At 44.2% G+C, this 13,098-nt stretch carries 14 protein-coding genes; 6 read left to right on the forward strand and 8 right to left on the reverse strand.

Annotated elements, in window-relative coordinates; translation table 11 throughout:
* Positions 1-156: 156 nt before the first annotated feature.
* Positions 157-1,590, reverse strand: coding sequence for a glycoside hydrolase family 1 protein (locus tag MH215_RS04730; protein WP_239288572.1), 1,434 nt, complete (start codon positions 1,588-1,590; stop codon positions 157-159).
* A 100-nt stretch (positions 1,591-1,690) separates the two neighbouring features.
* On the opposite strand from MH215_RS04730, the gene MH215_RS04735 reads away from it, so the two are divergent.
* From MH215_RS04735 to MH215_RS04745, 3 genes are all read left to right on the forward strand, one after another.
* Complete coding sequence (locus MH215_RS04735; RefSeq protein WP_239288574.1) at positions 1,691-2,638, forward strand: helix-turn-helix transcriptional regulator; 948 nt, start codon at positions 1,691-1,693, stop codon at positions 2,636-2,638.
* 89 nt (positions 2,639-2,727) lie between these two features.
* A complete protein-coding gene (locus MH215_RS04740; RefSeq protein ID WP_239288576.1) occupies positions 2,728-3,543 on the forward strand; it encodes a class I SAM-dependent methyltransferase in 816 nt (271 codons plus the stop codon).
* Between the two features lie 48 nt (positions 3,544-3,591).
* Entirely contained in the window at positions 3,592-4,206 is a 615-nt protein-coding gene (locus MH215_RS04745) for a hypothetical protein (RefSeq protein WP_239288577.1), read from the forward strand.
* A 149-nt stretch (positions 4,207-4,355) separates the two neighbouring features.
* Here the strand turns inward: MH215_RS04745 and MH215_RS04750 are convergent, their stop codons facing one another.
* Complete coding sequence (locus MH215_RS04750) at positions 4,356-5,150, reverse strand: hypothetical protein (RefSeq protein ID WP_239288578.1); 795 nt, start codon at positions 5,148-5,150, stop codon at positions 4,356-4,358.
* A gap of 97 nt (positions 5,151-5,247) precedes the next feature.
* Entirely contained in the window at positions 5,248-5,664 is a 417-nt protein-coding gene (locus MH215_RS04755) for a hypothetical protein (protein ID WP_239288579.1), read from the reverse strand.
* 281 nt (positions 5,665-5,945) lie between these two features.
* Between MH215_RS04755 and MH215_RS04760 the strand changes: the two genes are divergently transcribed.
* Positions 5,946-6,368, forward strand: a complete 423-nt coding sequence (locus tag MH215_RS04760) for a hypothetical protein (RefSeq protein WP_239288580.1) — start codon at positions 5,946-5,948, stop codon at positions 6,366-6,368.
* 136 nt (positions 6,369-6,504) lie between these two features.
* Here MH215_RS04760 and MH215_RS04765 read toward each other — a convergent pair whose 3' ends face one another.
* The gene (locus MH215_RS04765; protein WP_239288581.1) at positions 6,505-7,785 is read right to left on the reverse strand and encodes an XRE family transcriptional regulator; all 1,281 of its coding nucleotides are present in this window, start codon (positions 7,783-7,785) and stop codon (positions 6,505-6,507) included.
* Positions 7,786-7,986: 201 nt separating this feature from the next.
* Between MH215_RS04765 and fabV the strand changes: the two genes are divergently transcribed.
* A complete protein-coding gene (gene fabV, locus MH215_RS04770) occupies positions 7,987-9,177 on the forward strand; it encodes an enoyl-ACP reductase FabV (protein WP_239288582.1) in 1,191 nt (396 codons plus the stop codon).
* A 62-nt stretch (positions 9,178-9,239) separates the two neighbouring features.
* Here the strand turns inward: fabV and MH215_RS04775 are convergent, their stop codons facing one another.
* Entirely contained in the window at positions 9,240-9,461 is a 222-nt protein-coding gene (locus MH215_RS04775) for a hypothetical protein (RefSeq protein WP_056701374.1), read from the reverse strand.
* Positions 9,462-9,601: 140 nt separating this feature from the next.
* Entirely contained in the window at positions 9,602-10,207 is a 606-nt protein-coding gene (locus MH215_RS04780; protein ID WP_239288583.1) for a restriction endonuclease, read from the reverse strand.
* A gap of 308 nt (positions 10,208-10,515) precedes the next feature.
* On the opposite strand from MH215_RS04780, the gene MH215_RS04785 reads away from it, so the two are divergent.
* Positions 10,516-11,778, forward strand: a complete 1,263-nt coding sequence (locus tag MH215_RS04785) for an outer membrane protein assembly factor BamB family protein (protein WP_239288584.1) — start codon at positions 10,516-10,518, stop codon at positions 11,776-11,778.
* A 167-nt stretch (positions 11,779-11,945) separates the two neighbouring features.
* Here MH215_RS04785 and msrA read toward each other — a convergent pair whose 3' ends face one another.
* Both msrA and MH215_RS04795 read right to left on the reverse strand, forming a co-directional pair.
* A complete protein-coding gene (msrA, locus tag MH215_RS04790) occupies positions 11,946-12,461 on the reverse strand; it encodes a peptide-methionine (S)-S-oxide reductase MsrA (RefSeq protein WP_239288591.1) in 516 nt (171 codons plus the stop codon).
* 219 nt (positions 12,462-12,680) lie between these two features.
* Complete coding sequence (locus tag MH215_RS04795; protein WP_056701367.1) at positions 12,681-12,938, reverse strand: GlsB/YeaQ/YmgE family stress response membrane protein; 258 nt, start codon at positions 12,936-12,938, stop codon at positions 12,681-12,683.
* Positions 12,939-13,098 lie beyond the last annotated feature (160 nt).

Genomic DNA, 13,098 nt, shown 5'->3' on the forward strand with positions numbered 1-13,098 from the left:
TCCTTTTTTTTCATGATTATACCATATGGTTGAGAATCTACTATTTATGTATCTGTAGAGTACGGTAGAGTAGCGTAACTATAGACCAAGAAACCCGCCCATCCCTATTACAGGATAAGCGGGTTTATTTTTTTTATCGTCAGCCAATGAAGTGAATTATAGCTGTTCACCATTGGATTCAATCACTTTTTTGTACCAGTAGAAGCTCTTCTTCGGTGTTCTGCTCAGATCACCATTGCCATCATTGTCTTTGTTGACATGGATAAAGCCATACCGTTTTTTCATTTCTCCTGTGGAAGCACTCACAAGGTCGATACATCCCCACATTGTATACGCAATAAGGTCTACGCCATCTGCTACAGCTTCTTGCATCTGCTCAATGTGACCTTTCAGATAGTCAATCCGGTAGTCATCGTTAATGGAGCCGTCTTCCTCTACCACATCGACCGCACCCAGACCATTTTCAACAACCATCAACGGAATTTGATAACGGTCATACAGGTGATTTAGCGTGTAACGCAGACCTTTAGGATCAATCTGCCAACCCCAGTCGGAAGCTTCCAGATACGGGTTTTTGATACCTCCGAGTAGGTTGCCTTCTGCTCTCTCCAGCGTCTCATCTGCACTTTCAACTAAGGACATATAGTAGCTGAAGGAGTAGAAGTCTACGCAGCCTTCGCGCAATGTTTGTGCATCGTCTGCATGCGTCTCGATGTGGATTCCTTGCTCATTGAAGAAACGTTGGGCAAATCCAGGGTATGCACCACGAACCTGTACATCTCCGCAGATCATATTCGAAATTTGATCCTTCTTCTGTGCGAGCAACATATCATCTGGGTTACATGTGTTCGGATATGTTGTCATGAAGGCGATCATGCAGCCAATTTTGAAATCAGGATTGATCTCATGACCCAGCTTAACGGCTTTGGCACTGGCAACAAATTGATGATGCAGCGCTTGGAAACGCGTTTGTGGTTTATCGATCCCATCCGTCAGTGTCTCTTTACCTTCAAATAAGATACCAGCAGCCATATAAGCGCCCATCGGCATCGTAAGACAGTTGATCTCATTAAACGTCAACCAATATTTTACCTGATCCTTGTAACGGTTAAAGAGGGTTGTACAATATCGAATATAATGATCAATCACATCACGGGATGCCCAGCCATTATACTTCTCTGTTAAGCCAAATGGCGTCTCATAGTGAGAAATGGTTACGAGTGGTTCAATGTTATACTTTTTCAGCTCAGCAAAGACATTATCGTAGAACTTCAATCCTTCTTCGTTCGGTTCCAGATCATAACCGTTAGGATAGATTCTTGACCAGTTGATCGACATACGGAACATTTTGAAGCCCATCTCAGCCATCATTGCAATATCCTCTTTGTAGTGACCGTAAAAATCAACCGCTTCGTGGCTCGGATAATACGTTCCCTCTTCCAATACAGATGTAATGCGTCGTGGAGTCGTGTGCGTACCCCCTGTCATCATATCGGAAGTGCTTGGCCCTTTGCCGCCCTTATTCCATCCACCTTCAAATTGATTGGCAGCCGTAGCGCCACCCCAGAAAAATCCATCTTTCATTTTCATATCTTCGTTCCTCCTCTATTCTTCTTTATTCGCTTAGCAACACTATATACCTAGTCTAACACCCATACCCTGACACCTTCTGTCATGGTATAATTACAACATGGAAAATAACCGATTATTCAGAATGCTACTGTTGTTATTGGAGAAAAAGAAATCGACTGCGCCTGAACTAGCACGGCTGTTTGAAATATCGGTACGCACCGTATACCGTGACATCGATCGATTAAGTGCGGCAGGCATTCCCGTATATACCACAACGGGTAAACATGGTGGTGTTCATCTCATGGATAATTATGTAATGGATAAGTCGCTTCTATCTGAAGATGATCAGAATGAGATTTTGTTAGGTCTTTATAGCGTGAGTGCCATCCCGCATCTGAACAGTGCACATATGTTGAAACGGCTCACCGCCATGTTTGACCATGAGCTAGACTGGATTGAATTTGATTTTTCTCCTTGGGGTAGCATTCCCATGCAAGAGAGAGAACTATTTAACCAGGTGAAGCTTGCCATCCTCAGCAAGCAGCTCATGACATTTCATTATGTCGATTCAGACGGCGAGTCTAGTATAGAGACGATCGAACCGATCAAACTAATTTTCAAAAACAATACTTGGTACTTCAAAGGCTATGACCGGAATCGCCCTCACCACACCGAAGCCCAGACGTATAAAATGAAACGAATATCTGAACTCAAGCTACGATCCAAGATCATGGACGAGAACACAACAAATGAGAGCTCGGACACGAAGGATCATAACGCGAGCGCGCCTGTTTCGTTAAAGCTACAATTCTCACGTGCAATTGCGTACCGGGCATATGATTACTTTGACCCCTCCCGGATTGAGAAGCTGCCAGATGGTCGATTGCTTGCATCCTTGGAGATTCATGAGGGCGAGCGCTTATATTCTTTTCTTATGTCATTTGGTGCTGAACTCACAATTCTGGAGCCAACGTATATTCGGCAGGAACTGCTCCATCGCCATCGCATGGCTGTCGCACATTTGCAGGGACAATGCACCGATCAATCCAGTCTAGATCAGGAATGAATGGTATACTGTAAGAGATATGGTTGGAAACATTGTAGTTGATTATGTTGTGGTATCTCATCCATCTATTCTCAGAAGGAGGTTTGTCCATGCAAGACATCAGACGTAACAATGTAGATCGATTTGCCGGCTTTGGTGCGTTATACGACCAAAATCGCCCCTCTGCTCCCACCGAAGTTGTAGAGATTCTAACGACGTACTTAGGTCATAAACCGCGTATGGTTGCAGATGTAGGCTGCGGAACAGGGTTATCCTCATGGATCTGGCTTCATGAAGCAGATCGTATTATCGGATTTGAACCAAGTGATGATATGCGGGCAGTAGCCGAGTCCAAATGGGAGTCTGCGGGAAAACCAGATAACCTCCGATTTGTGTCTGGCTTATCGCATGAGCTTGGCTTACCTGACGACAGTGTAGACATACTGACTTGCTCACAATCCTTTCATTGGATGGAGCCTCAGTCAACGCTCTCCGAGTTCGCTCGTGTGTTACGACCGGGAGGCATCTTCGCCGCTTACGACTGCGACTGGCCTCCAATGCTGGATTGGCAGCTGGAACAGGCATACCAGCAATTAGTGCTCACCGCAGACAACCGCGCATTGCAACTATCCAGTCCAGAGAGTCAGGCTTATAAATGGAGCAAAGACGGACATCTAGGGCAGATTCAGCAATCGGGATTGTTCCGCTATGTTCGCGAGGTTGTATTCCACCATCGCGAAACATTCGACGCAGAGCGTTATGTCAATCTGGCTCTTAGTCAAGGTGGATTGCAAACTGCTCTGAAGCTTGGTGCAGATGAAGTTCGGACTGCCGCAGATGAATTCAGACAACTGGCAATGAAGGTATTTGATGGGCACACCAGATCAGCTTTATTTTCTTATCGCATGCGCCTAGGAATCGTATAATTTTATAAACGTTATTATATAAATCTATTGAATAAGGAAGGATGTACCGTGCAGGAATTGAAGCAGGATCAGACACTAATTGTGAATACGTTGGAGACTTATTTTGATACCCCACATCGGGATATCCTGATGTCTCTTCCTGCCAAAACGGATGTGGAGGATTATGGAGTACCTCATAACATGCAAGTAGGTGAAGTTGATGAAGAGGGCTGGGTTCGTTGGGAGATGATAACCTCTACGGTAACTGAAGAACAGGTTCGAAAATTAGAGCAATTGCATGATATTCCTAATCCGGTACCTCCATTGTATCTTGCCTACCTTACGACCCGACATGTTCTAAATGTATATTTGCGTTATGATCACTTCATGGTTGGGCTCCCAGATTTGCCATCAGACAATCCATTGCGGAGTTTACATACGTTATGGGAAACATGGGAGCCCTTGATTGCGCAGGGGTATATTCCTTTTGCAACCTACGAAGATGATGCAGGGCCTGTGTGTTGGGATACCCATAATCCCAGCGAGGATGGGGATTATGCTGTTGTTTGGTTTGACCACGAGGCTCTAGTTGGGCAGCCATCATGGACTCGAGCACAGCTTGCTCCATTAGCACAACCTTTATTTCCTTCATTTCGAACGATGCTAACCTCTCTATTGCCCTAATGCATTTAATAGAGGAGTCAGCTACGTAGCTTTTACTCAGCAATGTTCAATTTATAGTGCAAGCTCGAAACAGCTTCATACTGAAATAAATCCCCAGATTCTGACCCTTTGATACAAGGGAAATCTGGGGATTATTAGTGTAGCATTAATTAGGAGGAGAACAGCTGATTCATCTGATCTTCCTGCACATTCAGAGCCAACACTACTTTAGATGGGTCGTGCTTAGAATAGAAGATGTTAATGATATGTCCCTGTTGCACCTGAGATAACGCGGATGCCAGCAATTCCTTCTCTGTAGTAATATCAAATGTTTCTCCATTCGTCTTGGTCACGCGGAGAGTAAGCTTGAGCTTGATCTTCCCTTCTCTCGCTCCGCCGATTGGAGTGACATCCAGTACTTTCGCTACTGCTTTCTCACCAGTACGGGCGATATCCATCATCTCGGGAGACACGCCCTCCTGAACCATTTTCTCATTCAGTAATTCCTGCATATCCTGCTGCGACAATTGTCCATTCAGGTCCAAACCTACCTTACGTTCATCTTTCTCAGATACCAGCAGTGGAATGAAGCTACCTGGCTGGAATTGCGCCATAGACGTCAACGGAATGATTGTCTTGAACGTAGTATCGTATTTCTCATGTCCTTTACGGGAGACGGTAACACCGATACGTACTTCAGGCTGTTCATTAATATAGGTTCCAGTCTGTTGTATACTTGTGATGACACCAAGGGCAGGTATCCCTGTCTTCACACGGCTTCTGCCGAAAATAGCGCTTAGAATTGAAGGGACAAAAATCAACGCAAATCCCGTATAAATTGCAGGTCTATACCACCAAGCCTGCATCGTAATAAACGGATCATTCCACAACTTTTCTGCCAAAAATGGCGAGAATCCAACACCAAATACAAGTAATAACCCAATAAGTCTCAAAAACCCTACCATAAGTACCACCCTTTCAATATCTATGTCCAGTTGTTAAACGTAATATTATTTTAGTCCATCCAAGCATTTGTTCTCACTAACGTTCCTACTTATCAACCTAGCTTGGTAGTAGTCCCATATAGATTAATTCAGATGGATTAGCGGGATTCTGACCTAGCCCAATACGATCCCCTACCCGTGGAATCTGCATCTTCGATACTAACGTCTCCAGTGTTCGTTGATATGTAGTCCCATTCGTCTCAGTCACGTCCAGAACCAGTATAACGATCGGGTCGAAGTTGATTAGTTTCCCGGTATCCGTAGCCGCTACCACGACAGCAGTCGCTGTTAAAGGAAGCGAACCACTCGCACCTAATTGTGCTTGCTTCGCAGAATGGATACTCTGGTTAATTGCCTCCCGATGTTCTTTAGATACCAGACCCTTCATCATCATGCCAGTAAGTCCTTTGTTCATGACCTTGTCAGCCTTTGCAATCGCATCTTCCTGTTTGTTCTTTCTACTGAACCATCCCATGATGAGCACCTCTTTATTTGTGTTATTTGTTATATATTAAGTATAAACATAACGACATACTCTTGAATACACTTCTGAGCACATACAAAAGAAACGACGAATGAAGAGATTTACCCTCCGCTTTCGCGCTCATTATGACACCTTTTTCTTGATTTTCACAATAAAAGAGATGACGATCCTAATTTCAATTTATCTTTCTGCATATTTTTTTGCGTACGCACCCGAAAGAAATGGGATATGAGGATGAAGATTATCAAATTTTACAAACGAGGGGGAGCAACATGAAGAAATTATGTTTACTTGTACTTCTGTTACTCAGCGGGCTTGCCGTTACAGCTTGTAACGGACCTCAAGTCGAGAAGCTCACCACCCAAACGATACAACAATTCTACCCAGGGGATATGGAAAATGTAGATTCCATTGAGATTACGGATGGTAGCTCAGGCGTGAGAAAAGTATTCTCTAACAAAAAACAGATTCAAGAATGGATTAATCAAGTAAAGAACCTGACCTTCGTGCCTGATTCAAACCAAGAAGACAGAAGTGGCTTTCTGTACGCGGTATCTCTGCTAGAAAACAACCAGATTAAGCTGGGGTTCACTCCCAATTCACAGGGTGGGCACTATTACATCCACAACGAAGAATTAACAACTCAAATTCAAAGACTACTAGAGAATGAGAACCTCACCAAAAATGATCAATAGGAACTCACATCAAGATAGCTATAACTTAAGCGAATTCATCTTTAGTATACCAAGCATAGGACAGCCGAAAGTTTAACCAAGCTATCCTATGCCTTTTTCCTGTTGATCGATCAGACACATAATTCGACGATAAATCTTATTTATTACGAAGTAAATAGACAAGCTTACGATAATACACCGCTGCTTCCTTATACTTGCGCTGATCCTCCGACACGACCGCTAACCCTTCATATAAATGCTCTAGCCTTAGTGCATGCTGTGCGGATTCAAAATAAGGTAGACATGCCAAAGCTCGTTCCATAAATACGCCTTGATCCCCATGTGCTAGTGCAAGTTGACTTTGATAGAAGATTCCGCTCATCTGTTGATCCTGCGTCGTCGCACACTGCAGCAGTTGATCCACGCTTAGAGCAAGCATACCCCAATCTTTACGAGCCAAGGCGATTTCACAGCGATAAATGAGAATAAGCGGCTTCATACCGTACTGTGTCTCTTCTGGCTCCTGTTGCAAAAGTGACTCGAATCTTTCAATCTCGCCCATGGCCTGATCCAGCTCACCCGTCATCGTCAGCATGACGATCCGGTTATTCGCAATAGCGGTCATCAGCTCCCCCTGATTGCTGGTGTACACCAAATTTGCCTCCGCCATAGTCAGCGCCGAGAGCGCCTCTTGCACAAGCCCCATGGTGAAACAATATCCACTATACGCCACATATAGTCCAGATAAACGATGAAATAGTCGCTGATCTACAACATGACGCATCGTCTGCTTAAACACCTGCTTGGCCTCTTCATACTGCCTAACCTGAATGTACGCTTCCATCTTGATGTTCTGCACAGACAACCAAAACTCACTGCCTTGAGGAAGCAACGAACTAAGTCGGGTCGCATGTGTGAGAACATCCACAAAAGCATGTTTAGAACGATAGTATTGTATTTTGTAGTATAACAAGGCCTTGTATAACGGACGTGGGAGATCCGAATCATCCGGACGACCGTATTTCTCCAGATAAAAGTTCAGGTACGAGCTATGTATATATTCATGTGCGGATGCATCATTTAATTGCTGATAATAGACTGCCTTCATTAAGGCAGTGGTTAACTCCACCGTAAGTGTATCATCTCGGTCATCCAATGCATGTACCGTCTCCTCTGGGATCGCCGAGGCGGCAACCGACAACTGGTCAAAGATCGCTTCGGCACGCGAAAGCGTCTGCCCATCCTGCGCAGCCGCATGTAATAGATATGATGGCTGCACCCCTAACCGCTCTGCGATGGCATCTGCCAAGTCTTCAGGAAGTGCGTATCGTTCTGCCAAAATATTAGCAAAGTGTGCCTGAGTAACCAGGCCATCCACAAGATCTTTGCGCGAGATTTGTTTCTTTTTACTTAGAAATTCAATTCGTTCCTTGAGCATAATTTTATGTATCCTTCCTATTATTTTGACAAATGAAATGGATATATGATCATCTTCATGTTATGTACTATCATCGCAAACTCAAACGCCGATTGCCACACTATTCCTAAAAATGAATCAAACGGTTTCCGTTTCGGAGCCAATTGTTTTACAATAGGAAGGTATGTAACATATGAGCTGAACATGAAAGGATGCCAATATATGATTATTAAACCAAGAACACGTGGTTTTATCTGTACAACCTCCCATCCTGTAGGCTGTGCTGCACAGGTGCAGGAACAGATTGAATATGTAAAATCCCAACCTGAAATTAAAGGCCCGCGCAATGTGCTTGTCATTGGTGCTTCAACCGGATACGGACTAGCTTCCCGTGTGGTCTCTGCCTTCGGAGCAGGTGCCAATACAATCGGTATTTACCGCCCAAGCACGTCCACAGAGAAACGTACGGCTTCCGCAGGTTGGTATAATTCTGCCGCTTTTGAGACAGCAGCCGAACAAGCTGGTCTTCAATCGTACAGCATTACAGGTGACGCATTTGCAAACGAAACGAGAGAGAAAGCCGTTGAATTGATTCGTAGCGAATTCGGTCAAGTCGATCTCGTTGTTTACAGCGTAGCTTCCGCACGCCGCGTTGATCCAAATACAGGTGAAGTGTTCAATTCCGTTCTGAAACCGATTGGACAATCGTACACTAACAAAACGGTCAACTTCCATACAGGTGAAGTTAGTTCAGTTACCTTGGAGCCAGCTAGCGAAGAAGAAATTCGCCAAACAGTAACCGTCATGGGCGGAGAAGACTGGGAACTGTGGATGGATGCCTTGCAACAAGGTGGCGTACTTGCTGATGATGCTACAACGATCGCGTTCTCTTACATCGGACCAGAGCTTACGCAAGCCATCTACCGTGAAGGTTCCATCGGTCAGGCGAAGGATCATTTGGAAGCGACAGCGCACAAGCTGAATGATCGTTTGAGCACTACGGGTGGACGTGCTTACGTTACCGTTGCCAAAGCACTCGTTACTCAATCCAGCTCAGCTATTCCGGTTGTACCGTTGTATATTTCCGCATTGTACAAAGTCATGAAAGAAAAAGGATTGCATGAGGGCTGCATCGAGCAATTACAACGTCTCTTCGCAGATCGTCTATATGCAGGTGGCGATGTGCCAACGGATGAACAAGGTCGCATTCGTATTGACGATTGGGAGATGAGGGGCGACGTGCAGGAGGAAGTTGCGAAGATTTGGAACGAGCTAACTACGGATAATATCTATGATTTGTCTGATCTCGAAGGGTATCGTAAAGAGTTCTTCCAACTGTTTGGTTTCGAAACTGACGGCGTAGATTACGAAGCAGACGTTGATCCCAATGTAGAGGTTCCACACCTTCGCTAATTGTGAAAATAATACGTTAACTTTAAGGGGAGTCTTGTGGCTCTCCCTTTTTGTATCACTTTTCAACAACTCAACCGAGCAAAGACAAAATAAAAAGAAGCACCACCATCCTGGATCCGCTTCTTGTGTTTGACCTTTTGTAATTTCTCTTGTTTCGTAGGCATGATGCGAACATGCTGCGAGATTGCACCGTAATCTTTGTTATTTCTTCTGCTTTGTTCTGAACACCATTGTCCTGCAAGCTCTGCTTTGCGTAATGCCTTTTGTGTTTGGGTTCGTGCCATGATGACAACACACTCCTTGAATTGGGATATCCCCAATATACCATGTGCATTAGTTGAATGTGAAGGTATGAGTGCCTTGAGGCAGTACATCTTACCGACACATTCAACTAACTATTATTCTGTAAACAAGAAGCCAATTCTTATTTGGCTGCTTTGATCGCTTTCTTTTGCCGGGATTGCCATGTTTCAATCGGTTCGTGATCCTCTTCCTCAATTAATTCCATCGCCTCTTCGATTCTTCTCGATTTGAACAAAGTAATTAAGTCCATTAGATCCTCTCGATCCAGTAACTTTACACCATTCACAGCAGCGAGTGTTCGACACGCCTCCGTGTATCTAGCCGACGTCAATACAATAGAACGATCCGCTTCATAATAACGCATGGATGTAAATATCTCCTGCACAGCACTTAGCCCTACAGGATGGTTAGCCCCATATCGCTTCGCTTGAATGACATTTCTTCGACCTAATCTGTCCGTAAACACGAGGTCTGCTCCAAAATCTCGGCTGCTTGTCGTCTTGTGCACCTCGTCATATCCCATCTGTTGAAATAAGTGAAATAGATACAGCTCGAATTCCGATCCATCCTGCATTTTATCAATGTCTCGAATTGTAATTTTGCGGGGATTGGCTTCTCTGCGTATGCGCTGCCCTCGCCCAATAATACGGCGAATAATCCATACAAATATGAGTAATGCAGCGATACAGCCGATGACCCAGGTGGTCCAATTGTCGTTCCAATTCATGTCTGTTCTCCTTGTCCATTCCCTTATATAGGTTGTTCAAAAAGTCTGAAAACCGACCTTTTTGAACACGCACTTATCAAAATGATGCCAAATCTATGATTCGTCTTCGCCACCGGACTAAATATATCAGACTTCCACCTCGGCCGAAAGAAGATGAATTCCTTGTAACCGCCAAAATTCTGCAAACAACTACAATTACCTATTTATATTGATAAAAGGTTACAGCCCATTAGGTTGAATTCAACTTGCTATAAATGGTAGAATTCAACAATCGGTTCTATTCGAACCGAAGAAAGGTGGTTTATAACTTGCATACACTTAGCAAACGAAATACCAAAACATGGGCTGCCCTTTTACTTAGCGGCGTGCTCCTCTTCAGCATGAATACACCAAGCTACGCAGCAACTTCAACGGAAGCGCTGACCAAGCCTTCCTGGACTTCCTCATCGCTCATGCTCTCTGAAGTGAACGCTCAGGAAGACGTTAGAATTAAGGAAATTCACGCCGTGCCCTCCAAAAATCTGGTGTACGTGCACTCTTATCAGCCTGTAACCAAAATCAACAGTAAAACGGCGCTGGATTGGAATCTGGACTCACTCCAGGCACTGGATGCTACAACAGGTAAACTGAAATGGAATGTTATTTTCCATGAGAAAAGTGGCCCTTATACTACATACTCCAATTCATTGTACGCCGATAACGGAACAGCCTATGTATACATGGAATATTCCGATGGAACGAAAAAAGTGTATTCCTACAATACATCCGGTAAAACGAACTGGGTCAAAACGGTAAACGCGCCATCTGACTTATATCTAATGAATAACGGCACGTTAATGATTGCTTCCAGTACGGGGCCACTATCAAATGGTTCTGTTCGTTCATCCATTTCACTTTATGACGCCAAGGGCAAGCTGATCACAGCGAAAACCATCAATGGGGCTGTGCTAAAAGCTGGTAATGACCGCATCGTTGTAGATGCCAGCAAGCAGACCAAAGTAGGCAACTACTGGCAGCAAGCGGCGAATCCGAAGCTGGAAATTTATGATCTCACGTTGAATCGTCTTTCCTTCTATCAATTCCCTACCAACGCTAACACGATCGGAGACGGTGGTGGCGAATCGCTGGCTATTCTGGAGGACGGTTCAGTCATTATGCGTGCCAATTTCGACAATACAGGCAATAAACTCATGGGCTTTGGTTCAGATGGTAAACTCGCTTGGGGTCGATCCATTGCTGGCAATGCTTTCGTGCAAACGGCAGGTAACGGATATACCGTGTTTACAGGACAGAAGCTTGAGCTGTATACGATGAAAGGCAAGGTAACGGAGCGCATGTTCAAGGATCAACAAGATGTATTAACTGTCGTTGAACATACACAGGATGGGAATTATAAAATTGATTTTGTTAACACAGGTTATATTCTTGATCCTACTACCTTGGAGAGCATTCACGAATTCACCTCATCTCCTGAAGATATGAAGGGTTACTCCACCTATACGAATGATATTATTTATAACTTCAAGAACGAGGCATTGTCCAAATATGTCCTAAACACAGCGAACAATTAATACGTAAATGGTTATAAACATCTATTTTCGATCTGCTTCATTTATAATGAAGTAACAGCTAGTTCATCATATGATAAACCAAAAATCCAGGAGGGTTCCAACCGGAACTCCCTGGATTTTCGCATTTCGTTACCTTTTAGATTCGTCACTTTCAGATCACAACGACATTATTTCCAGTTCTCTTCAATGAATTCATCACGGCCAGATATCGCACGATCTTCTTTGTAATGCTTCTCGTTTTTCTTATGATAGTCTTGATGATAGTCCTCTGCCGGATAGAAAACTGCCGCATCCCGAATCTCCGTTACAACCGGTTGACTGAAGCGACCGCTAGAAGCTACAGCCTGCTTGGATTGTTCTGCAAGCTCACGTTGGCGTTCATTATGCACAAAAATAGCCGTCCGGTACTGTGAACCTCGATCTTGGAACTGCCCTCCATCATCAGTAGGGTCAATCTGAGGCCAATATAGCTCCAGTAATCGTTCATAAGGGAATACCTCGGGATCAAATGTGATTTCTACCACCTCGACATGCCCCGTCTCTCCCGTTTTGACCTGTTCATATGTTGGATTATCGACGTGACCGCCGGCATAGCCGGATATGATACCATGTATGCCCGGTTGCTCTTCAAACGGTGTAACCATACACCAGAAACAACCTCCAGCAAATGTAGCTTTCTCCACTCCACCTCATCCTTTCTAATTAAGCAACACGCCCTAAGCAAAGTATAAGAAATACATCTATCGAAGTAAATAACATAACAAACAAGAGGTTGATGGAAATCCACTTATGTGGACTTCCATCAACCTCTTCGTAGTCATCCGTTATGTGATCGAGCCCTTGCGTTACCCACTACACAGCTTCATATGTGTTTGCAAGAATTCGCATTATCTCGAATATCGTTACCCGCGGCTACGACCCATAGAACGGAAGATCAAGCTCACGATGGCTACCAGTACGATAGCACCGATTAATGCCGGTACGATGAAGAATCCGCCCATTTCTGGACCCATATCTCCCAGAATGACTCCACCTAACCATCCACCGATGAAACCAGCTACGATGTTACCAATTACACCGCCGGGAATGTCACGACCAACGATAAGTCCTGCCAACCATCCAATGATACCACCGATAATTAATGACCATAACCAACCCATATCATTCACCTCTAATTAAAAGTTTTTGTTGTTGTCTGTCTACTATTAACCGCTACGGAAGCATTTAAACACCTATACGAAATTTGTTGTATATTACCTTATTTCCATAAGACTCATTTTTAGGCTGCTACCCACGACGGTATCGAATTCATTCTCGGTA

It is taken from the genome of Paenibacillus sp. ACRSA (assembly GCF_022346845.1).
Classification (GTDB): domain Bacteria; phylum Bacillota; class Bacilli; order Paenibacillales; family Paenibacillaceae; genus Paenibacillus.